The sequence below is a fragment of the Hydrogenophaga sp. genome (assembly GCF_051858985.1).
Taxonomy (GTDB): domain Bacteria; phylum Pseudomonadota; class Gammaproteobacteria; order Burkholderiales; family Burkholderiaceae_C; genus Hydrogenophaga.
On the sequence record NZ_JBHYGM010000003.1, the window covers coordinates 229,471 to 251,553 of the forward strand.

At 67.2% G+C, this 22,083-nt stretch carries 18 protein-coding genes; all 18 read left to right on the forward strand.

Features of this window, described 5'->3' with window-relative positions; translation table 11 throughout:
- Positions 1-15 precede the first annotated feature (15 nt).
- The 18 genes from ACTIEY_RS13495 (at position 16) to ftsZ (ending at position 21,807) form a co-directional block, all read left to right on the forward strand.
- Positions 16-1,902, forward strand: a complete 1,887-nt coding sequence (locus ACTIEY_RS13495; protein WP_439519652.1) for an STAS domain-containing protein — start codon at positions 16-18, stop codon at positions 1,900-1,902.
- A 100-nt stretch (positions 1,903-2,002) separates the two neighbouring features.
- Positions 2,003-2,548, forward strand: coding sequence for an ATP-dependent protease subunit HslV (gene hslV / locus ACTIEY_RS13500; protein WP_439519653.1), 546 nt, complete (start codon positions 2,003-2,005; stop codon positions 2,546-2,548).
- Position 2,549: 1 nt separating this feature from the next.
- The gene (hslU, locus tag ACTIEY_RS13505; RefSeq protein ID WP_439519654.1) at positions 2,550-3,890 is read left to right on the forward strand and encodes an ATP-dependent protease ATPase subunit HslU; all 1,341 of its coding nucleotides are present in this window, start codon (positions 2,550-2,552) and stop codon (positions 3,888-3,890) included.
- A gap of 269 nt (positions 3,891-4,159) precedes the next feature.
- Positions 4,160-4,585, forward strand: coding sequence for a division/cell wall cluster transcriptional repressor MraZ (gene mraZ / locus ACTIEY_RS13510; protein ID WP_439520292.1), 426 nt, complete (start codon positions 4,160-4,162; stop codon positions 4,583-4,585).
- Positions 4,586-4,590: 5 nt separating this feature from the next.
- Entirely contained in the window at positions 4,591-5,517 is a 927-nt protein-coding gene (gene rsmH / locus ACTIEY_RS13515) for a 16S rRNA (cytosine(1402)-N(4))-methyltransferase RsmH (RefSeq protein ID WP_439520293.1), read from the forward strand.
- Complete coding sequence (gene ftsL / locus ACTIEY_RS13520; RefSeq protein ID WP_439519655.1) at positions 5,514-5,822, forward strand: cell division protein FtsL; 309 nt, start codon at positions 5,514-5,516, stop codon at positions 5,820-5,822. Before rsmH ends, ftsL begins: the two co-directional genes overlap by 4 nt.
- Positions 5,819-7,552 (forward strand): peptidoglycan D,D-transpeptidase FtsI family protein, encoded by a 1,734-nt coding sequence (locus ACTIEY_RS13525; RefSeq protein WP_439519656.1) that lies wholly within the window; start codon positions 5,819-5,821, stop codon positions 7,550-7,552. Before ftsL ends, ACTIEY_RS13525 begins: the two co-directional genes overlap by 4 nt.
- A gap of 2 nt (positions 7,553-7,554) precedes the next feature.
- Complete coding sequence (locus ACTIEY_RS13530) at positions 7,555-9,108, forward strand: UDP-N-acetylmuramoyl-L-alanyl-D-glutamate--2,6-diaminopimelate ligase (RefSeq protein WP_439519657.1); 1,554 nt, start codon at positions 7,555-7,557, stop codon at positions 9,106-9,108.
- Positions 9,105-10,541 (forward strand): UDP-N-acetylmuramoyl-tripeptide--D-alanyl-D-alanine ligase, encoded by a 1,437-nt coding sequence (locus tag ACTIEY_RS13535; RefSeq protein ID WP_439519658.1) that lies wholly within the window; start codon positions 9,105-9,107, stop codon positions 10,539-10,541. Before ACTIEY_RS13530 ends, ACTIEY_RS13535 begins: the two co-directional genes overlap by 4 nt.
- Entirely contained in the window at positions 10,531-11,709 is a 1,179-nt protein-coding gene (gene mraY, locus ACTIEY_RS13540) for a phospho-N-acetylmuramoyl-pentapeptide-transferase (RefSeq protein ID WP_439519659.1), read from the forward strand. Before ACTIEY_RS13535 ends, mraY begins: the two co-directional genes overlap by 11 nt.
- Positions 11,710-11,809: 100 nt before the next feature.
- Positions 11,810-13,594 carry a UDP-N-acetylmuramoyl-L-alanine--D-glutamate ligase gene (murD, locus tag ACTIEY_RS13545; protein WP_439519660.1) on the forward strand — a complete coding sequence of 595 codons (1,785 nt, stop codon included), beginning with the start codon at positions 11,810-11,812 and terminating at the stop codon, positions 13,592-13,594.
- Positions 13,591-14,898 (forward strand): putative lipid II flippase FtsW, encoded by a 1,308-nt coding sequence (gene ftsW, locus ACTIEY_RS13550; protein ID WP_439519661.1) that lies wholly within the window; start codon positions 13,591-13,593, stop codon positions 14,896-14,898. Before murD ends, ftsW begins: the two co-directional genes overlap by 4 nt.
- Positions 14,899-14,921: 23 nt before the next feature.
- Positions 14,922-15,974, forward strand: a complete 1,053-nt coding sequence (gene murG / locus ACTIEY_RS13555) for an undecaprenyldiphospho-muramoylpentapeptide beta-N-acetylglucosaminyltransferase (RefSeq protein ID WP_439520294.1) — start codon at positions 14,922-14,924, stop codon at positions 15,972-15,974.
- Positions 15,971-17,380, forward strand: a complete 1,410-nt coding sequence (murC, locus tag ACTIEY_RS13560; RefSeq protein WP_439519662.1) for a UDP-N-acetylmuramate--L-alanine ligase — start codon at positions 15,971-15,973, stop codon at positions 17,378-17,380. The genes murG and murC overlap by 4 nt, the downstream gene beginning before the upstream one ends.
- Positions 17,377-18,354 carry a D-alanine--D-alanine ligase gene (locus tag ACTIEY_RS13565; RefSeq protein ID WP_439519663.1) on the forward strand — a complete coding sequence of 326 codons (978 nt, stop codon included), beginning with the start codon at positions 17,377-17,379 and terminating at the stop codon, positions 18,352-18,354. The genes murC and ACTIEY_RS13565 overlap by 4 nt, the downstream gene beginning before the upstream one ends.
- 18 nt (positions 18,355-18,372) lie before the next feature.
- Entirely contained in the window at positions 18,373-19,179 is an 807-nt protein-coding gene (locus ACTIEY_RS13570; RefSeq protein WP_439519664.1) for a cell division protein FtsQ/DivIB, read from the forward strand.
- Between the two features lie 13 nt (positions 19,180-19,192).
- On the forward strand, positions 19,193-20,422 hold the full coding sequence (gene ftsA / locus ACTIEY_RS13575) for a cell division protein FtsA (protein WP_439519665.1): 1,230 nt from the start codon (positions 19,193-19,195) through the stop codon (positions 20,420-20,422).
- Positions 20,423-20,592: 170 nt separating this feature from the next.
- The gene (gene ftsZ, locus ACTIEY_RS13580) at positions 20,593-21,807 is read left to right on the forward strand and encodes a cell division protein FtsZ (protein WP_439519666.1); all 1,215 of its coding nucleotides are present in this window, start codon (positions 20,593-20,595) and stop codon (positions 21,805-21,807) included.
- The last annotated feature ends 276 nt before the right edge of the window (positions 21,808-22,083 follow it).

Here is a 22,083-nt window from a genome sequence, read left to right on the forward strand (position 1 = left end):
CGGTAACGAACCCCCATGTCCAAGGACGACTCCAACGGCGGCTTCCTGTCCAAGGTGGTGAAGTTCGTTCGCCACCCCACGACGAGTTGGTCGGACCTGGACACCCGCACCGCGGATCGCGAGAGCGAATACAGCAAGGCTGCACTCAAGGAAATGATCGAGCGCAAGCGGCGCAACGACTTCGTGCGCAAGCGCGAGTTCGACATGCTGCGCAAGATCCGCAGTCGCGAGGGCACGCCGGGCGAGGGGCAGGGCATGCGCCCCTCCTTCTTCCAGAGCAGCCTGCCCTCCAAGCCGGACGATCGCGCCGAGACGCTGAAGAAGATCGACGAGATCGAAGCCCAGATGTCGATGCAGTGGTGGAAGACCAAAGGGCCGGATTCTCTGGTGAGCACCGGTTCCGGTCTGAACACCGCACCGCACGGCCCGGGTGGCCCCAATTCGAAGAAGGACGACAACGCGTCCGTTCCCGCGGCGCCCGACCCCAACGTCAAGCAGCGCAAGGCCCAGTACGACGAGACCGAGCCCGGTCCCTTGCCCAACCCGGCCTCTACCGGCCCGAATTCGGCCGCCCAGAAGCTCGAGCGTTCCATGCTGGACACCCAGCCCGCCAGCGCGCCCGCCTCGTTGCGCAAGGCGTGGTCGCCCTCGCGGGAGCGGCAGGTGGCCGAAGCCCCGCCGCCGCCCGCGGCCACGCCGCCGGCCCGCACCGGTTTGATGGCGCCCACCTCGCAGCGACAGTCGGGCAGCCCGGCTTCGCAGTTCTCGGCCTCGCATTTCTATGCGCTGGACGTTCAGGAGATTGCGCAGGATCCGGAGGTCGAGGAGGCCGCCATCCGCTTTGCCAACGGCGACGACGCCGGTGCCGAGGCAGGCCTGCTCGAAGTGCTGGGCGAAGGCGGCGCCAAGGCCGACGAGCAGGAAGACTGGCTGGCGTTGTTCGACCTCTACCGCGCCACGGGCCAGCTCGCGCCGTTCGAAAGCCGGGCGGTGGACTTCGTCAACCGCTTCGATCGCTCCGCGCCGCAGTGGTACGACATGCCCGATGCGGTTTCGCGCATGACGGGCAAGGTCTACACGCCGTCCACCGGCCACAACCGCGCCGTTTGGGTGAGCGAACCCGAACTCGATGCCCACGCCGTGGGAACCCTGCAGAACGTGCTGCTGCGCGCTCCCCAGCCCTGGGTGCTGGACTGGACACCGCTGGAGAGCATGGACCTCAAGGCCGCGCGTGCGCTGCTCGGTATCTTCACCCTCTGGGGCGACCAGGACGTGGAACTCCGTTTCCAGGGAGCGGCCTCGTTCCGCGACCTGCTCAAGAGCCAGACGCCGTCGAGCCGGCGCGATGTGGAGCAGCTCTGGTGGGAGTTGCGCATGGCGGTGCTGCGCATCATGAACCGTCCCGACGAGTTCGAGCTCACCGCGCTCGATTTCTGCGTCACCTACGAGGTGTCACCCCCGGGTTGGGAGAAGCCGCGCTGTCACTACACATCGGTGGCCAATCACCAGCCGGGTGAAGCGGGCCAGTCGGTGCTGGGCGAATCGGTGCTGGAGCAGGTGGCCTCTGGCTACCCTGGCAGCGGTGAGTCCCTGCTCGACAGTCAGGGCACGGAAACCAGCCAGCTCGGCCTGGTGGAACTGTCGGGCGAGATCCGTGGGGATCCGCAGACCACGCTGGATGCACTCGAGCGCAAGCTCAAGGGCGCTGACGTGCTGATCATTTCCTGCCGTCACCTGATCCGGGTGGACTTTTCGGCCGCAGGCACGCTGTTGAACTGGGTCTCCAGCCACCACGCCGAAGGCCGCCTCGTGCAGTTCGTGGATGCCCACCGCCTGGTGTCCGCCTTCTTCCACGTCATCGGTATCACCGAGTACGCCAAGGTCGTCGTTCGCGTCGACTAGTCGCCAAGCGCTCGCGCGTCGCGACCCCGGTACCATCTGTTGCACGGCCCGCCCGCTATGGGCGGTTGCAATTCCCCTGCCTGACCCCAGATCGAACCTCATGGAATCCTTTCACGGCACCACCATCGTCTGCGTCCGCCGGCAGACCCCTCAAGGCGTTCAGGTGGCCATTGGCGGCGATGGACAGGTCACGTTGGGCCACATCGTCGTCAAGGGCACGGCCCGCAAGGTGCGCAAGCTTTACCACGACAAGGTGCTGGCGGGCTTCGCTGGCGCCACCGCTGACGCGTTCACCCTGTTCGAGCGCTTCGAAGCCAAGCTGGAAAAGCACCAGGGCCACCTGGTTCGTGCCGCCATCGAACTCACCCGCGACTGGCGTACCGACCGCGTGCTGCGCCGCCTGGAAGCCATGCTGGCTGTGGCCGACCACAGCGCATCGCTCATCATCACCGGCAACGGCGACGTGCTGGAACCCGAGCACGGCATCGTCGCCATCGGCTCTGGGGGCGCCTACGCGCAGGCTGCAGCCAAGGCGCTGATCGACCACACCGAGCTCAGCGCGGAAGAACTGGTGCGCAAGTCGCTCTCCATTGCCGGCGAGCTCTGCATCTACACCAACATGAACCACACGGTCGAGGTCCTCTGACATGTCCGCCATGACGCCGCAAGAGATCGTCTCCGAGCTCGACCGTTTCATCATCGGCCAGAAAGGTGCCAAGCGCGCCGTGGCCATCGCCCTGCGCAACCGCTGGCGCCGACAGCAGGTCGACGACAAGCTGCGCCCTGAGATCACGCCCAAGAACATCCTCATGATCGGCCCCACGGGCGTGGGCAAGACCGAGATTGCGCGGCGCCTGGCGCGCCTGGCCGACGCCCCCTTCATCAAGGTCGAGGCGACCAAGTTCACCGAGGTCGGCTACGTGGGCAAGGACGTGGACAGCATCATCCGCGACCTGGCCGAGATCGCCATCAAGCAGACGCGTGAAGTGGAAATGCGCAAGCAGCGCACCCGCGCAGAAGACGCAGCGGAAAACCGCATCCTCGACATCCTGATTCCGCCGCCGCGTGGCATGGCGGCCGAGCCGGCCAGCGTGGTGGCCACCACCGAGGGCGCGGCGCGCCAGAACTTCCGCAAGAAATTGCGTGAGGGCGAACTCGACGATCGAGAGATCGAGATCGACCTGATCGAGCAGCGGCCGGCCATGGAGATCATGGGCCCGGCGGGCATGGAGGAAATGGCCGAGCAACTGCGTGGCATGTTCAGCCAGATGGGTGCGACCAAGCGCCAGACGCGCAAGCTGCCGATTGCCGAGGCGATGAAGCTCCTCATCGAGGAGGAGGCCGGCAAGCTCGTCAACGAGGATGAGATCCGCACGCGCGCGCTGCACAACGCCGAACAGAATGGCATCGTCTTCATCGACGAGATCGACAAGGTGACGTCGCGCAATGAGGGGGGCGGCAATGCCGAGGTCTCGCGTCAGGGCGTGCAGCGCGATCTGCTGCCGCTGGTGGAGGGCACCGCGGTCACCACCAAATACGGCGTGATCAAGACCGACCACATCCTCTTCATTGCCAGTGGCGCATTCCACCTGGCCAAACCGAGTGACCTGATCCCCGAGCTGCAGGGCCGCTTCCCGATCCGCGTGGAACTGCAATCGCTCTCCGTCGACGACTTCGAGGCAATCCTCACGCAGACGCACGCCTCGCTGGTGCGCCAGTACCAGGCGCTGCTCGCCACGGAGGGTGTCACCATCGAGTTCAACCCCGAGGGCATCCGTCGCTTGGCGCAGATCGCCTGCGACGTGAACGAACGCACCGAGAACATCGGTGCGCGCCGTCTGGCCACCGTCATGGAGCACCTCCTCGACGAGGTCAGCTTCGACGCCGCCCACCTCAGCGGCCAGACCATCGCCATCGATGCGGCTTATGTCGATGGACGCCTGGGCGAACTCAGCCAGAACGAAGACCTGTCCCGCTACATCCTCTGACGGGTAGGGCGCTTCTGCTGCGCCCTTGCAACTGATTGCCCATACAGCCCTGTCTGCCGCAGGGTTTTCAAGCATCACATGCAGTGCTTGAGCTAAGTGCTTGCTTTTAATGCGCTTTTGGTTCTGCGGAGCCGGTGCACCTTTGCGCCCTAAGTGCTTGATTTCATTGAAAAAAACTGTAGCCGCGCGCTTGCAGCTCCACCGTTTCCTGCTAAAGTGGAGAAAAGTGCAATTAAGTGGTGAAAAGTGTTTTTCAAGGACTGATCGCGGTGTTCCAGGGTGCGTCTCATCTCAATCTCGATGCCAAGGGTCGGCTCTCCGTCCCCACGCGGCACCGTGATGCCCTGGGCGCGGGTTCGAGCCAGCTCACCATCACCAAGCACCCCCATGGCTGCCTGATGATCTTTCCACGCAGTGCGTGGGAGGAATTTCGTGATCGCATTGCGGCGCAGCCCATGTCGGCCCAGTGGTGGAAGCGCATTTTCCTGGGAAACGCCATGGACGTCGAGATGGACGGCACTGGGCGTGTGCTGGTCTCGCCCGAACTGCGCGCTGGTGCCGGCATCAGCCGTGACGTGGTCCTGCTGGGCATGGGCGCCTACCTTGAGCTGTGGGACGCGCAGGCCTATGCGGCGCAGGAAGCCGAAGCCATGAAGGCCGACATGCCCGATGTCTTCAAAGACTTCTCCTTCTAAGGGCGATGGTGCAAGGCACATGGATTCACCACACCGTCCTGTTGAACGAAGCTGTGCAGGCACTGTCGATCAACCCGGATGGTCACTACGTCGACGCCACCTTCGGGCGCGGCGGCCACGCGCGCCTGTTGCTGGGGAGCCTGTCTTCGAAGGGACGGCTGACCGCCTTCGACAAGGATCCACAGGCTGTTGCGGTGGCGCAGCAACTGGCGGCCAGCGATGGCCGTTTTTCCATTCGGCACGAGGGTTTTGCGCAGTTGGCCGCGCTGGGTGCGGCAAGCGCGGACGGCGTGCTCATGGATCTGGGTGTGAGTTCACCGCAGATCGACGACCCCCAGCGGGGGTTTTCCTTTCGCCACGATGGACCTCTGGACATGCGCATGGATACCACGCGCGGCCAGAGCGTGGCGCAGTGGCTGGAGACGGCCGAGGTTTCCACCCTGGCGGAGGTCATTCGTGACTATGGCGAAGAACGGTTTGCTCAATCGATTGCAAAGGCGATTGATCGTCGCCGACAGGAACGGGGCGCTTTTCGAACCACCAGCGAGCTGGCCGAAGTCGTGGCTGGCGCGGTCAAAACCCGCGAGCCGGGCAAGGACCCTGCAACGCGCACATTTCAGGCTCTTCGGATTTTCATCAACGCCGAGCTTGAAGAGTTGCAACAAGCGCTAGAGGCCAGTCTCAACGTGTTGCGTCCCGGAGGAAAACTGGTGGTCATCAGCTTTCATTCGCTCGAAGACCGCATGGTCAAGCAGTTCATGGCTCGCCATTCGCGCGCCGTGGTGGACCGCCGCATTCCCTTTGCCGAACCCGCGCCGATGGCGTTGCGCGGCCTCAAGCGCGTCATGCCCTCCGATGAGGAGGTCAAAGGCAATCCACGCTCACGCAGCGCGGTGATGCGTGTGGCCGAGCGCACGGAGGCGCCGGCATGATCCGCCTCAATCTGGTGCTGCTGGCGGCGGTGATCGCCAGCGCCTTCTACCTCGTGCACACGCAGTACGAATCGCGCCGGCTTTACGCTGCGCTGGACCGCTCGCAGGCACAGTCTCGCAAGCTCGACTCCGAGCACGAGCAGCTGCAGGTGCAAAAGCGCGCCCAGGCCACGCCCGCGCGTGTGCAGCTGATCGCCGCACGCCAGTTGCAGATGCGACCGGTGACGCCCGGCATCACGCAGTACGTGACCGGCGGCCAGCTGCAGCCCGCCCCGGCCGCGGTCGAACCGGGGCGCCGTCCATGAGTCGCAGCATCAACTACTCTGCAAGCCCGCTGCTGGCCAGCCGCACGCCGGTCTGGCGCAGCAAGTTCATCGTGGCCGCGCTGGCTGTGGCCTTTGCCGCGCTGGCTGGACGAGCGGCCTATGTGCAGGTATTCGGCAACGACTTCTTCCAGCGCCAGGGCGAAGTCCGGTTTGCCCGCACGCTGGAGTTGCCCGCCAACCGGGGCCGGGTGCTCGATCGCAATGGCCTCATCCTCGCTTCGAGCGTGGTGGCCCAGAGCATCTGGGCCATCCCTGAAGACGTGGACCGCGCCGAGCCCAAATTGCGGCAGCTGGCGAAGCTGCTGGAGATGCCGATGGCGGATCTGCGCAAGCGGCTGGCCAACGAAGACAAGACCTTCGTGTGGATCAAGCGCCAGGTGGACGACCCGGTGGCCAAAAAGATCGCCGAACTCGGCATCAAGGGCATCTACCAGCGCCGTGAATACAAGCGCGAATACCCCGAAGGCGAAGCCGCTGCGCACGTGGTGGGCTTCACCAACGTGGAGGACATCGGCCAGGAAGGCGTGGAGCTTGCTTTCAACGCCAGACTGGCCGGCAAGAGTGGTTCGCGGCGCGTGATCAAGGACCGGCTCGGCCGCGTGGTCGAAGACGTGCGCGACGTGGTGCCGCCGGTGGACGGGCCCGACCTGCAGCTCTCGATCGACAGCAAGGTCCAGTACTTCGCCTACCAGAAGCTCAAGGACGCGGTCTTGCAGCACAAGGCCCGCGCGGGCAGTGTGGTGGTGATCGACACGCTCACCGGCGAGGTGCTGGCGCTGGCGAACTACCCCAGCTACAACCCCAACCGTCGCCAGAACCTCACGGGCGAGCAGTTGCGCAACCGCGTGCTCACCGACAGCTTCGAACCCGGTTCGACGATGAAACCGTTCATCGTCGGCCTGGCGCTGGACAAGGGCATGGTCACGCCCAACACGCCCATCAACACCGCGCCGGGGCGCATCTCGATCGGCGGCTCCACCATCAGCGATTCGCACCCCAACGAGGTGCTCACGGTCTCGCAGGTGATCCAGAAATCCAGCAACGTGGGCACTGTGAAGATGGCGATGCAGATGAGCCCGCGCGAGATGTGGGAAACCTACGCCCAGGCGGGCTTCGGGCAGAAGCCGCAGGTGCCGTTCCCCGGCGCCGTGGCCGGCCGGCTGCGCCCCTACAAGAGCTGGCGCCCGATCGAGCAGGCGACCATGAGCTATGGCTACGGGCTGTCGACCTCGCTGTTCCAGCTGGCGCAGGCTTACACCGTGTTCGCGCGCGACGGAGAACTCATTCCCGTGACGCTGCAGAAGTCCGCAGACACGGTGGCCGGCGTGCGGGTGTTCAGTGCGAAGAACGCGATGGCCGTGCGACAGATGCTGGGCCTGGCCGCAGGACCAGGCGGTACCGGCTCTCGGGCGCAGACCATGGGTTACTCGGTCGGTGGCAAGAGCGGCACCGCGCGCAAGCAGGAAGGTAAGGGCTACGCCGACAAGAAGTACCGCAGCTGGTTCGTGGGCCTGGCGCCGGTGGAGTCGCCCCGCATCGTGGTGGCGGTGATGGTGGATGAGCCGAGCAACGGTGCCTTCTACGGCGGCGTGGTCGCGGCTCCGGTCTTCAGCGAGACCGTGCAGCAGACGCTGCGCATCCTCGGTGTGCAGCCCGACATGAACGTCAAGCCGCAGATCGTCACCGAAGTGGTGGAAGAGTCGTTCTGACCATGCGCACCATCCTTCACCCCCATGCCGTGGCTGAGTGGCTGCGCGAACGCGTGACCGGCGAACTGCATTGCGACAGCCGCCGACTGCGCGCCGGGGATGGTTTTGTGGCCTGGCCGGGTGCGGCCACCGACGGTCGCCGCTTCGTGGCCGACGCCCTGCGCGCCGGCGCCACCGCGGCGCTGGTCGAGCTCGACGGCGTGGAATCCCATGGCTTCACCGACGAGCGCATCGCGGCGGTGCCTGGACTCAAGGCCTCGGCAGGCGCCATCGCCAGCGCCTTCCATGGCATGCCGAGCGCGGCGCTGGACGTGGTGGCCATCACCGGCACCAACGGCAAGACCTCCACCGCCTGGTGGACCGCGCAGTTGCTCTCGGCCTGCCAGAAGCCCTGCGCGGTGGTGGGCACGCTGGGCATGGGTCGACCGCCGACGGCGGCGAGTCAGGGCGTCGAGCTGGTGCCCACCGGGCTCACCACGCCCGATCCTGTGATGCTGCAGACGCAGTTGCGCCGGTTTGTGGACGACGGGGTGAAGGCCTGCGCGATCGAAGCGTCGTCCATCGGGCTCGTGGAAGGTCGCCTGAACGCCACGCGCCTGCGGGTGGCCGTGTTCACCAACTTCACGCAGGACCACCTCGACTACCACGGCAGCATGGAGGCTTACTGGTCTGCCAAGTCCGCCCTCTTCGACTGGCCTGCGCTGGCCAGCGCCGTGGTGAACCTGGACGATCCGCGTGGCGTGCCGCTGGCGGCCTCGCTGGCCAGCCGGGGGCTGGATCTGTGGACCGTGTCGATCGAAACCGAGGGCGCCGGTGCCGAACGCCTGGCGCGGTCGCGCCTGTTCGCCAGAGCACTTCGCTTCACCGACCACGGTATGGCGCTGCAGATCGGCGAACGTCATGCCCAGGGCCGGGTGCTGGAAACGCACGAGCTCACCCTGCCGCTGGTGGGCCGGTACAACGTGTCGAACCTCCTGTGTGTGCTGGCAACGGCCCGGGCACTGGGCATTGCGCTGCGTCAAGCCGTGCGTGCCTGCGCTGCGCTCACACCGGTGCCTGGTCGCATGGAGCAGGTGTCTGCGACGCCCGGACAGCCTCTGGTCCTGGTGGACTACGCTCACACGCCCGACGCCTTGCACAAGGCCTTGCAGGCGCTGCAGCCGCTGGCGCAGCAGCGCGGCGGCGCGCTGTGGGTGGTGGTGGGCTGCGGCGGTGACCGCGATGCCGGCAAGCGGCCCCTGATGGCGGCCGCTGCCGAAAGCGAGGCGCGCCAGCCCGTGCTCACCAGCGACAACCCTCGCAGCGAGGATCCGCAGGCCATCCTGCGCCAGATGGTGGCGGGACTTTCCAACCCCGCGGCGGCGCTGGTCGAGCCCGATCGGGCGCAGGCCATCGAACTGGCCGTGTCGCGGGCCGACGCGCACGATGTGGTGCTGATCGCGGGCAAGGGCCACGAGGACTACCAGGAGGTGATGGGCATCCGGCGCCCGTTCTCCGACCTACACGAAGCGCGCGAAGCACTGCAGCGGCGCGCCCGCCAGGGAGCCACCGCATGAAAACCATCGGTCAGTTGCTCGCGCAGCTTGGCGCCGCCCGCGTGGTGGGCGATGTGGACCAACCCTTCACCCGTGTGCACACCGACACACGCAGCCTCCAACCCGGCGACCTGTTCGTCGCGCTCAAGGGCGAGCGCTTTGACGCGCATGAATTCCTGCCGCAGGCCCGTGCGCAGGGCGCGCTGGCCGCCATGGCCGACCACGGCCTGGTTGAATCCGGACTGCCTGGCGTGGTGGTGCCCGACACGCGGCGGGCGCTGGGCGAGCTGGCGGGCCTGTGGCGTGCACAGTTCCACCTGCCCCTGGTCGCCGTGACGGGCAGCAACGGCAAGACCACCGTGACGCAGATGATCGCGTCCATCCTGCGCGCGGCCGCTGGCGATGCGGCTCACGCCACCCTGGGCAATTTCAACAACGACATCGGCGTGCCGCTCACGCTGCTGCGCCTGAACGCGGGCCACCGGTTGTCGGTGGTCGAGCTCGGCATGAACCACCCGGGCGAGATCGCCGAACTCGCCGCCATGGCCCGCCCCACCGTGGCGCTGGTGAACAACGCCCAGCGGGAGCACCAGGAATTCATGGCCACCGTGGAAGCGGTGGCGCTGGAAAACGGCCAGGTCATCCTGGCGCTGCGTGAAGACGGCGTGGCCGTGTTCCCTTACGACGACAACTTCACTCCTCTGTGGCGCCGGCTGGCTGCCCCGCGTCGGGTGCTCACTTTCAGCGATGCCGACCCCGGTGCCGACGTCAACGCCGTCAGCGCGCAATGGCAGGGCGGGGCGTGGGCACTGCGCCTGAATTCGGCTGCTGGCCAGGCCGACGTGCGGCTGCACATCGCGGGTCGGCACAACGTGCGCAATGCGCTGGCGGCCGCCGCGTGTGCCCTGGCCGCGGGGGTGTCGCTGGACGCGATCGCTCGTGGGCTGGACGCATTCGAACCGGTGGGCGGTCGATCGCGTGCGCTTTCGTTGCGCGTGGGCGAACGTCAGCTCACGCTGATCGACGACACCTACAACGCCAACCCCGACTCGGTTCGCGCCGCCATCGACGTGCTGGCCGAATTGCCTGCGCCGCGCCTGCTGGCGTTGGGCGACATGGGTGAGGTGGGGGACCAGGGGCTCGCGTTTCACGAAGAAGTGCTGCGCCACGCCCAGGCCCGCGGCATCGAGGCGGTGCACGTCACGGGCGAATGGATGGCGCGCGCCTGCGCCGCGCTGCGTGAAGCGGGCGGCGCCGAACCGATCCACTGGGTCGAGGTGCCGGCCATGGCGGGCGCCGTGTGTGCTGCGGTCACCGACGATCGGCCGGTCTTTCGCAGTGTGCTCGTGAAGGGCTCGCGTTTCATGCGCATGGAGCGCGTGGTGCAGGCGCTGCAGGCGCTGGAGCACGCACGACAGCCCGACAACAACAAGGACAACCCCCATGCTGCCTAGCCTGGCCCTCTGGCTCCAGGGCCTGTCGCCCGAATTCGGTTCGCTGCGGGTGTTCCAGTACCTGACGTTTCGCGCCGTCATGGCCGCGTTGACGGCCCTGCTGGTGGGCTTGGTGGCGGGACCCTTCTTCATTCGTCGGCTCGCCGCGCTCAAGATCGGCCAGCCGATCCGCGAATACGCCATGCAGACGCACCTGAGCAAGGGCGGCACGCCCACGATGGGCGGCGTGCTGATCCTGTTTGCCATTGCGCTCTCCACGCTGCTCTGGTTCGACCTCTCCAACCGCTTCGTCTGGATCGTCTTGCTGGTCACGCTGGGATTCGGCGCCATTGGCTGGGTCGACGACTGGCGCAAGGTGGTGCACAAGGACCCGGAAGGCATGCGCTCGCGCGAAAAGTACTTCTGGCAATCGGTGATCGGCCTCGTGGCGGCCTTCTACCTGGTGTTCAGCGTGTCCGAGAGCAGCAACCTGCGCGTGCTGGAACTGTTCGTCGAGTGGGTGAGCTCGGGCTTCACCGTGGACCTGCCTCCCCAGGCCGGCCTGCTGGTGCCGTTCTTCAAGGAAATCAGTTATCCGCTCGGCGTGTTCGGCTTCGTGGTCATGACCTACCTGGTCATCGTCGGTTCGAGCAACGCCGTCAACCTCACCGATGGCCTGGACGGCCTGGCCATCATGCCGGTGGTGATGGTGGGTTCTGCGCTCGGCGTGTTCGCCTACGTCACCGGCAACTCGGTGTTCTCGCGTTACCTCCTGCTGCCGCACATTCCGGGCGCGGGCGAGTTGCTGATCTTCTGCGCCGCCATGGCGGGTGCCGGCCTGGCCTTCCTCTGGTTCAACACGCACCCGGCACAGGTCTTCATGGGCGACGTGGGCGCGCTCGCGCTCGGTGGCGCACTCGGCACCATCGCCGTGATCGTCCGGCAGGAGATCGTGCTGGCCATCATGGGCGGCATCTTTGTGGTGGAAGCGCTGTCGGTGATGTTGCAGGTCACGTGGTTCAAGTACACCAAGCGCCGCTACGGCACGGGCCGCCGCCTGTTCCAGATGGCACCGCTGCACCACCACTTCGAGAAGAAGGGCTGGAAGGAGACGCAGGTCGTCGTGCGCTTCTGGATCATCACCATGCTCCTGTGCCTCGTGGGCCTGTCCACCCTCAAGCTCCGATGAAAATGAACACCCCTGCCGCGCTTCGCGCGACCCCCTCAAGGGGGCAACACCTGCAGCCCGGCGAAGCCGGTGCTGCGGTGTTTCGCGATGGCGCACGGGCATGCCTGCACGGGAGCGGCTTGTGAACGGTGCCCCTGTCCTTATCCTCGGGCTCGGCGCATCCGGCCTGGCCATGGCACGCTGGTGCCAGCGCCAGGGTGCGCGCGTGACCGTGGCCGACACGCGCGAGGCACCGCCGCAACTCGCCGCCCTGCTGGCCGAGTGCCCGCAGGCCACCTTTGTCTCAGGCACGTTTGACGCCACCCTGCTGGCGCGCGAAGAGTGGCAAGTGATCGCCCGCAGCCCGGGTCTTGCCCCCGCGTCGTTGCAGGCGGTGCTCGACTGGGCCGGGCAACGCAGCGTGGCCGTGGTGGGCGAACTGGATCTGTTCGCCCGCGCACTGGACGAGCTCGCGCAGCGCGAGCGCCTGCCCTACCGGCCCAAGGTGCTTGCCATCACCGGCACCAATGGCAAGACCACCGTCACCGCGCTCACCGGCCTGCTGCTGCAACGCGCGGGGGTGAATGTGGCCGTGGCCGGCAACATCGGGCCGTCGCTGCTCGATGTGCTCACGGCCGCGCTGGATCACGAAACTGCCGCACAGCAGGCCGACGACGAGCGCGCCGCAGCCGAGGCCGTGGAGAATCCGCAGGCCACCGCGGTCGCTGCGCCCCTCGAAGAAGCCCTGGACGAAGACGCGGTCGAAACCGGTGCTGAAGAGCCCTTGCCTGGCGTCGAAGGCGATGACGAACCCCCGACGCAGCTCGTGCCACCGCCCATCGAACCGCCGCAGCCGGCCCACCTGCCGTCGGTGTGGGTGCTCGAACTCTCCAGCTTCCAGCTCGACCGCACGACCGGCGGCGCCTGGGACCGGGTGCCCACCGCATCGACCGTGCTCAACCTCACCGAAGACCACCTCGACTGGCACGGCGACATGGCCGCCTACACCCAGGCCAAGGCGGCCGTGTTCGGCGCACAGGCGCTCATGCTGCTCAACCGCGACGATCCGCTCGTCATGGCCTTGCAGCCTGGCCTGGTGACGGTGAAGGTGGGCAACCGCAACCGCCAGCAAAGCGCGAGGCCGTGGGCCAGTTTCGGCTTTGACGTGCCCACGCGCGCCGGCGACTGGGGCATCGAGACCGTGAACGGCATGGCATGGCTCGTTCGCGCCCACGCGCTGGACGAAACGCGCAAGCGCGGCCGTGGTGCCGACGAAGAGGAAGAGCTTTACCTGCAGCGCCTCATGCCCGTGGACGCGCTGCGCATTCGCGGTCGCCACAATGCGGCCAACGCACTGGCCGCGCTGGCGCTGGCCACTTCCACCGGCGCCGCGCTCGGGCCCATGCTGCATGGCCTGCGCGAGTACCGCGGCGAACCGCACCGTGTGGAACCGGTGGCCATCGTCGACGACGTGGAGTACTTCGACGACAGCAAGGGCACCAACGTCGGCGCGACGCTGGCGGCGGTGCGCGGCCTGGGCGTCGAGCGGCGGCTGGTCGTGATCCTCGGTGGCGACGGTAAGGGTCAGGACTTCGCGCCGCTCGCCGACCCGCTGGCCCGCCACGCCCGGGCCGTGGTCTACATCGGCCGCGACGCCGCCCTGCTGCGCGCGGCCGTGGGTGCCGCGCTCGATGAAGCCGGCGTGCAGCAACTGGAAGCCGGCACGCTGCCCGAGGCGGTGGGCCTGGCCGCACAGCAGGCCCGTTCAGGCGATGCCGTGCTGATGTCGCCGGCCTGCGCGAGCCTGGACATGTTCGACAACTACGTGCACCGAGCGCGCGTGTTCGTGGACGCGGTCCACTCGCTCGCCCTCGAACACGGCCTGAGCCTGGAGAGTGGTGGATGAAAAAGAAGCCTGCACCCGCCAAGCCCTGGCTGCAAAGGCTGCGCGAGAGTCTGCCGCAGCTCGGCGGGCGCGACCTCGCGGGTGCGCTGGCCGGCGGCTCCTCGCGCGACGACCTGCCGGTGCGGCTCTCCAACCGCACCTACGCCGGCACACGCAACGTGGCCGTGCGCGAACTGGGCTTCGACCAGCCCCTGCTGTGGGTGGTGGTGGCGCTGCTGGCCTGGGGTCTGGTGATGGTCTATTCGGCCTCCATCGCCTTGCCCGACAACCCGCGTTTTGCCAACTACGCACACACGCACTTCGTCCTGCGGCACGGCATCTCCATGGTCATTGGCGTGATCGCGGCTATGGTGGCGTTCCAGTTCCCGATGCGTTCGTGGGAAAAGATGGCGCCCTGGCTGTTTGCTGCCGCGCTGCTTCTGCTCGTGCTGGTGTTGATCCCGGGCATTGGCAAGGGTGTGAACGGTGCGCGGCGCTGGATCTCGCTGGGCATCATGAATTTCCAGCCCTCCGAGCTGGGCAAGCTGGCCGTGTTGCTCTACGCCGCCAGCTACATGGTGCGCAAGATGGAGGTCAAGGAGCGCTTCTTCCACGCCGTGGCACCCATGGCGGTGGCCGTGGGCGTGGTGGGCATGCTGCTGCTGGCCGAGCCCGACATGGGCGCCTTCATGGTGATCGTGGTGATCGCCATGGGCATCCTTTTCCTGGGTGGCGTGAACGCGCGCATGTTCTTCCTCATTGCGGCTGTGGTGGTCGGGGCCTTTGCGCTGATGATCATGGCCAGCGAGTGGCGGCGCGATCGCATCTTTGCCTACCTGGATCCCTGGAGCGTGGAGCACGCACTGGGCAAGGGCTACCAGCTGTCGCACTCCCTCATCGCGTTCGGCCGGGGCGAAATCTTCGGTGTGGGGCTGGGCGGCAGCGTGGAGAAACTGCACTGGCTCCCCGAAGCCCACACCGACTTCCTGCTCGCCGTCATCGGCGAAGAATTCGGACTCGTCGGCGTGGTGGTGCTCATTGGCCTGTTCCTCTGGCTCACGCGCCGCATCATGCACATCGGCCGCCAGGCCATCGCACTCGACCAGGTGTTTGCGGGCCTCGTGGCGCAGGGCGTGGGCCTGTGGGTGGGATTCCAGTCCTTCATCAACATCGGCGTGAACCTCGGCGCGCTGCCCACCAAGGGGCTCACGCTGCCGCTCATGAGCTACGGCGGTTCGGCCATCCTGCTCAACCTGGTGGCCATCGCCATCGTGCTGCGCGTGGACTACGAGAACCGGCAGATGATGCGGGGAGGGCGCTCTTGAACCAGCAACCTTGCGCCCTCGTGATGGCTGGCGGGACCGGCGGTCACATCTTTCCGGGGCTGGCCGTGGCCGAAGCGCTGCGCGAGCGCGGCTGGCGCGTGCACTGGCTGGGCGCGCCCGGCAGCATGGAGAGCCGCCTGGTTCCGCCGCGCGGCTTCACGCTGGAGACGATCGACTTTGGCGGCGTGCGTGGCAAGGGTGTGCTCACGATCGCCCTGCTACCGCTGCGCCTGCTGCGCGCCTTCTGGCAATCGCTTCAGGTGGTGCGCAAGGTGCGGCCCGACGTGGTGCTGGGCCTGGGGGGCTATATCAGTTTTCCCGGCGGCATGATGGGCGTGCTCGCCGGCAAGCCGCTGGTGCTGCACGAACAGAACTCGGTGGCCGGCATGGCCAACCGGGTGCTGGCAGGCGTGGCAGATCGCGTGTTCACGGCCTTCCCCCATGTGTTCAAGAAGGCCGAGTGGGTGGGCAACCCTTTGCGCTCCGCGTTCCTGAATCAGCCTGCGCCCGCCGAGCGCTTTGCGGGACGCAGCGGACCTCTGCGTCTGGTGGTGGTGGGTGGCAGTCTGGGAGCGAAGGCGCTCAACGACACCGTGCCGCAGGCGCTGGCCCTGCTGCCCGAAGCCGAGCGCCCCCAGGTCACGCACCAGAGCGGCGAGAAGCAGATCGATGCGCTGCGCGCCAGCTACGCCGCAGCCGGCGTTCAGGCCGAACTCACGCCCTTCATCGACGACACGGCGCAGGCCTTTGCCGATGCCGACCTCATCGTGTGCCGTGCCGGCGCCAGCACCGTGACCGAGATCGCCGCCGTGGGCGCGGCCGCCATGTTCGTTCCCTTCCCCGCTGCGGTGGACGATCACCAGACCACCAACGCCCGCTTCCTCGTGGACGCCGGCGGCGCCTGGCTGGTGCCGCAACCCGAGTTCACGCCCCAGTCGCTCGCGCGGACGCTGCAGACCGTGCAGCGCGCCCAGCTGCTGGAGATGGCGCAGAAAGCCCGACAGATGCAGAAGACAGAAGCCGTGGCGGCCGTGGTGTCCGCCTGCGAGCAACTCGCGAAGGTCCAGACCTCATGAAGCACGCCATTCGACACATCCATTTTGTCGGCATCGGCGGCGCCGGCATGAGCGGCATCGCCGAGGTGCTGCTCAACCAGGGCTACCGCATCTCTGGCAGCGACCTGGGCGAAAGCACGGTCACCCGCCGGCTGGTGGCGCTGGGCGCCGAGGTGTTCGTCGGTCACGATGCGGGGCACATCGAGGGCGCGGACGCCATCGTCACGTCCACCGCGGTCAAGGAAGACAACCCTGAAGTCGTCGCCGCGCACGCCAGGCTCATTCCCGTGGTGCCGCGCGCGGTGATGCTGGCCGAACTGATGCGCATGAAGAAGGGCGTGGCGATTGCCGGCACGCACGGCAAGACCACGACCACCAGCCTGGTCACCAGCGTGCTCGCCGCCGGCCACCTGGACCCCACATTCGTGATCGGCGGACGCCTGAACAGCGCGAACGCCAATGCCCAGCTCGGCTCGGGCGAGTACATCGTGGTCGAGGCCGACGAATCCGACGCGTCCTTCCTCAACCTGCTGCCCGTGCTTTCGGTCGTCACCAATATCGACGCCGACCACATGGACACCTACGGTCACGACTTCGGCAACCTCAAGTCGGCCTTCGTCGACTTCCTGCACAAGATGCCGTTCTATGGCGCAGCAGTGGTGTGCGTGGACGACCCCGCCATCCGCGAGATCCTGCCGCGCATTGCCCGGCCGATCACCAGCTACGGTTTCTCGGAAGACGCTCAGGTTCGGGCCGTCAACGTGCGTGCGGTCGACACCCAGATGCACTTCACCGTGCAACGCCGCAACGGCGTGGAACTGCCCGACCTGGACATCGTGCTCAACCTGCCCGGCGAGCACAACGTGCTCAATGCGCTGGCCGCCATCGGCATTGCGGTGGAACTGGGCGTGGAAGACGCTGCCGTGCAACAGGCGTTGGCCGAGTTCAAGGGTGTGGGCCGGCGCTTCCAGCGCTACGGCGAAGCCTCGCTGCCGGGCGGCGGCCACTGCACCGTGGTGGACGACTACGGCCACCACCCCGTTGAAATGGCGGCCACGCTCGCCGCGGCGCGCGGCGCCTATCCCGGGCGGCGGCTGGTGCTGGCGTTCCAGCCGCACCGCTACACCCGCACACGCGATTGCTTCGAGGATTTTGTCAAGGTCATCGGCCAGGCCGATGCCGTGCTGCTGGCCGAGGTCTATGCGGCCGGCGAGGCGCCCATCGTGGCGGCCGACGGACGCTCGCTGGCGCGCGCGCTGCGCGTGGCGGGCAAGCTCGAACCGGTGTTCGTGGACGACATCGCCGCCATGGCGCAGGCCGTGCTGGACAACGCGCGCGACGGCGATGTGGTGCTCTGCATGGGTGCTGGCACGGTGGGCAACGTGGCTGGCCAGGTGATCGAACTGGCGCAGGGAGTCCAGGCATGAACGGAATGGAGAAGACGGTGGTGAACACGCAGGCGTTGGGCAAGGTCGCGGTGCTCATGGGTGGCAGCTCGGCCGAGCGCGAGGTGTCGATGATGTCGGGCACGGGCGTGCTGGCCGCGCTCCAGTCCAGGGGCGTGGACGCGCACGCCTTCGACCCCGCCGAGCGCGATCTGGGTGACCTCAAGCGCGAAGGGTTCCAGCGCTGCTTCATCACGCTGCACGGCCGCCACGGCGAGGACGGCACGGTGCAGGGCGCGCTGGAGCTGCTGGGCATTCCCTACACCGGTCCGGGCGTGCTGGCATCGGCCATTGCCATGGACAAGGTGATGACCAAACGCATGTGGATCGCCGAAGGCCTGCCGACGCCGCGCTACGTGGTGCTGGCGCCAGGGCACCAGGCGCCCGAGGACACGCGCGGCGTGCCCGATGTGCTGGGCCTGCCTCTCATCGTGAAGCCGCCGCGCGAGGGCTCTTCCATTGGTGTCAGCAAGGTGCGCGGCTATTCGGACATGCACGATGCCGTGGCGCTCTCGGTGCGCTACGACCCCGATGTGCTGTGCGAGGAGTTCATCGACGGCGAGGAAGTGACCTGCCCGGTGCTGGGCACCGGCGAGCACGCGCGTGCCCTGCCGGTGGTGCGCATCGTCGCGCCCGATGGAGCCTACGACTACGAGAACAAGTACTTCACCGACGCGGTCAAGTACCACTGCCCGAGCGGCCTGCCTGAAGCGGAGGAGCGCGAGATCCAGCGCATCGTGCTGGCCAGCTACCGCGCCCTGGGCTGCCGCGGCTGGGGTCGCGCCGACGTGATGATCCGCGCCAGCGACCGCAAGCCCTTCCTCCTCGAGATCAACACCTCGCCGGGCATGACCAGCCATTCGCTCGTGCCGATGTCGGCCAGGGCCGCGGGCCTGTCCTACGAAGAACTCTGCGTGCAACTGATCGCCAGTGCTGCGCTGGACAACCCGGCCTGATCGCCGAGCAACCCTGCCATGGCCACCACCCGACACACCCCGCTGCCACTGGACGTCAGGCTCATGACGCTGGTCACGCACGTGCTCGTGGGGGTGTTCGCGCTGTTGTGCGCCGGTTTGCTGGCCACCTGGCTGGTGCAGCACCCGGTGTGGTCGGTGCGGGCCATCACGGTGCAGGGCGACGTGGCGCACCAGAACGCCGTGAGCTTTCGCGCCCAGCTGGCCAAGCAGATGAAGTCGCGGCTGACCGGCAGCTTCCTCACGGTGGACCTGGGCGAAGTGCGTGAAGTGTTCGAGGCCGTGCCGTGGGTCCGCAAGGCTGTGGTGCAGCGCGAGTTCCCGAACCGCCTGCGCGTCACCCTGGAAGAACACCAGGCGGTGGCGTGGTGGGGCCAGTCGGGTTCGGGCCAGCTCGTCAACACCCAGGGCGAGGTGTTTGACGCCAGTCCGGACGACGGCGATGGCCTGCCCGAACTGGCAGGCCCGGCGGAGCAATCGGGCCAGGTGTGGGCGCTTTACCAGGCCCTGGGCGCCGAGTTCGCGCAGCTGCAGCTGGTCCTGGAACGGCTGGAACTGAGCGAACGCGGCGGCTGGCAGGCGCGCCTGGACAACGGTGCCGTGATCGAACTGGGTCGTGGCACACCCGCCGACCTGATGGAGCGCACGCGCCGCTTCACCGCCACCCTGGGCCAGCTCACCGAACGCTACGCCGGCGCTGCGGTGCAGTCCGCCGATCTCCGCTATCCCAACGGCTACGCCCTGCGCATGCGCGGCGTGACCACCGTCACCGACATCCCCGCCGGGACAACGCAAAACCCGAGGTAATCAAGAAGCAATCATGGCCAAGGAATACAAGGATTTGGTGGTCGGACTCGACATAGGCACCGCCAAGATCATGGTGGTGGTCGCCGAGGTCCAGCCCAATGGCGATCTCAAGCTCGCGGGGCTGGGCGTGTCGGCCAGCCATGGCTTGAAGCGCGGCGTGGTGGTCAACATCGACGCCACGGTGCAAAGCATCCAGCAGGCGCTCAAGGAGGCCGAGCTGATGGCCGACTGCCGCATCGCGCGCGTCTACACGGGCATCACCGGCAGCCACATCCGGGGCATCAACTCCAGCGGCATGGTGGCCATCAAGGACCGCGAGGTGAGTGCCACCGACGTGGCGCGCGTGATCGAGACCGCCAAGGCGATCAACATCTCGACCGACCAGCGCCTGCTGCTGGTGGAGCCGCAGGAGTTCGTGATCGATGGCCAGGAGGTCAAGGAACCCATCGGCATGAGCGGCATCCGCCTGGAGGCCAAGGTGCACATCGTCACCGGCGCGCAGAGTGCGGCGGAAAACATCATCAAGTGCGTGCGCCGGTGCGGCCTGGAAGTGGACCAGCTCATGCTGAACCCGCTGGCATCGAGCCAGGCCATCCTGACGGACGATGAGAAGGAACTCGGCGTGGCGCTGGTCGACATCGGCGCGGGCACGACCGATGTGGCGATCTTCTCGGGCGGCGCGATCCGCCACACGGCGGTGATCCCGATCGCAGGCGACCTCATCACCAGCGACATTGCCATGGCGCTGCGCACGCCGACCAAGGACGCCGAGGACATCAAGGTCGAGAGCGGCTGCGCCAAGCAGTTGCTGGCCGATCCCGACACGCAGGTGGAAGTGCCCGGCCTGGGCGACCGCGGACCGCGCATGCTCAGCCGCCAGGCGCTGGCCGGTGTGATCGAACCGCGTGTGGAAGAAATCTTCTCGCTGGTGCAGCAGGTGCTGCGCGATTCCGGTCACGAGGAAATGCTGTCTTCGGGCATCGTGCTCACCGGCGGCAGCGCCGTCATGCCCGGCATGGTGGAACTGGGCGAAGACATCTTCCTCAAGCCGGTTCGCCGGGGCATTCCCAATTACCACAGTGCCCTGTCCGACATGGTGGCGCAGACCCGCGCGGCCACGGTGATGGGCCTGCTCGAAGAGGCGCGCCTGGCGCGCGTGCGCGGGCACAAGGTGTCGCAGAAGGCGGGCTCCGTGCAGGGCGCCTTCGAACGGGTGAAGAACTGGTTTGTGGGGACGTTCTGATGAACACGATCACCTTCGTTCCTTTCCCGACGCCACGCACCCGACCCAGACCCCGATGTGCGGAATGCACCGGACCGCCTGGCTGAATTCCGACTTCCCGTTTTTCCTGAATCCAAAGCGTTTTATTTGAATCACCGGCGCCCTGAGAAGGGCCACACAAGGAGCACCACATGAGCATCGAAATGATTGAAGTCGAAGAATTCAACCTGGGTACGCAGATCAAGGTCATCGGCGTGGGTGGCGGCGGCGGCAACGCGGTCGAGCACATGATCTCGCGCAGCGTGCAGGGCGTGGAGTTCATCTGCGCCAACACCGATGCGCAGTCGCTCTCGCGAAGCGCCGCGCACAAGACCATCCAGCTGGGCACGAGCGGCCTGGGTGCAGGCAGCAAGCCCGAGAAGGGCCGCGAAGCGGCCGAGGTGGCGGTGGACGACATCCGCGAAGCCATTGCCGGCGCGCACATGCTGTTCATCACCGCCGGCATGGGTGGCGGCACCGGCACCGGCGCGGCGCCGGTGATCGCCCGCGTGGCCAAGGAAATGGGCATCCTCACGGTGGGCGTGGTCACCAAGCCGTTCGACTGGGAGGGCGGTCGCCGCATGACGAATGCAGACAACGGCCTGTCCGAACTGGAAGCGAACGTGGATTCGCTGATCGTGGTGCTGAACGAGAAACTGCTCGAGGTGCTGGGCGATGACGTGACGCAGGACGAGGCGTTTGCCCACGCCAACGACGTGCTGAAGAACGCCGTGGGCGGCATTGCCGAGATCATCAACGAGTACGGCAACGTGAACGTCGACTTCGAGGACGTGCGCACGGTGATGGGCGAGCCGGGCAAGGCGATGATGGGCACGGCCGTGGCTTCCGGCCCGGACCGCGCGCGCATCGCCGCCGAGCAGGCCGTGGCCTGCCCGTTGCTGGAAGGCATCGACCTCTCGGGCGCCAAGGGCGTGCTGGTGCTGGTGACGGCGGCCAAGGGTTCGCTCAAGCTGTCGGAGTCGAAGCTGGCGATGAACACGATCCGCGCCTACGCTTCGCCGGAAGCGCACGTGATCTACGGCGCGGCCTACGACGACAACCTGGGCGACGAGATGCGCGTCACCGTGGTGGCCACGGGCCTGTCGCGCCAGGGTGCTCGCCGCACGGCGCCGCCGCTGCAGGTGCTGCGCACCGGCACGGACAACGTGCCGTTCAACGTGCCGACCGTGAACGCCGCCGTAGGTGGCCCGGGCGTGGGCGCTGCGCAGCCGGACTACAACTCCATGGCGGTGCCCAGCGTGTGGCGCACCAACCGCACGCAGGCGGCGGCCAAGGTCGATGCGCTGGCTTCGGGGGGCATGGACGATTTCGAGATTCCTGCCTTTTTGCGGAAGCAGGCGGACTGAGGGTGGATGGGGTCTGGGTGCGTTTCGCTTGGACCTCCCGGGCTCGCGGGCGCACGGCGCTCTGCTCCGCGAATGTCCTCCGGACCGGCTTCGCCGGTCCTCCCCCTTTATTTCGCTGCGCAGAGCGCCGTGCGCCCGCGAGCCTGTGGCATCGCGGCGCACCAACCTTCCGTATGCCTTGAGGTCGACGCCTGCCGGGGTGAGCGGCGCAGCGAAATTAAGGAGGAGAGGCGGCGAAGCCGACTCGGGGGACATTCGCGGAGCCGCTCACCCCGG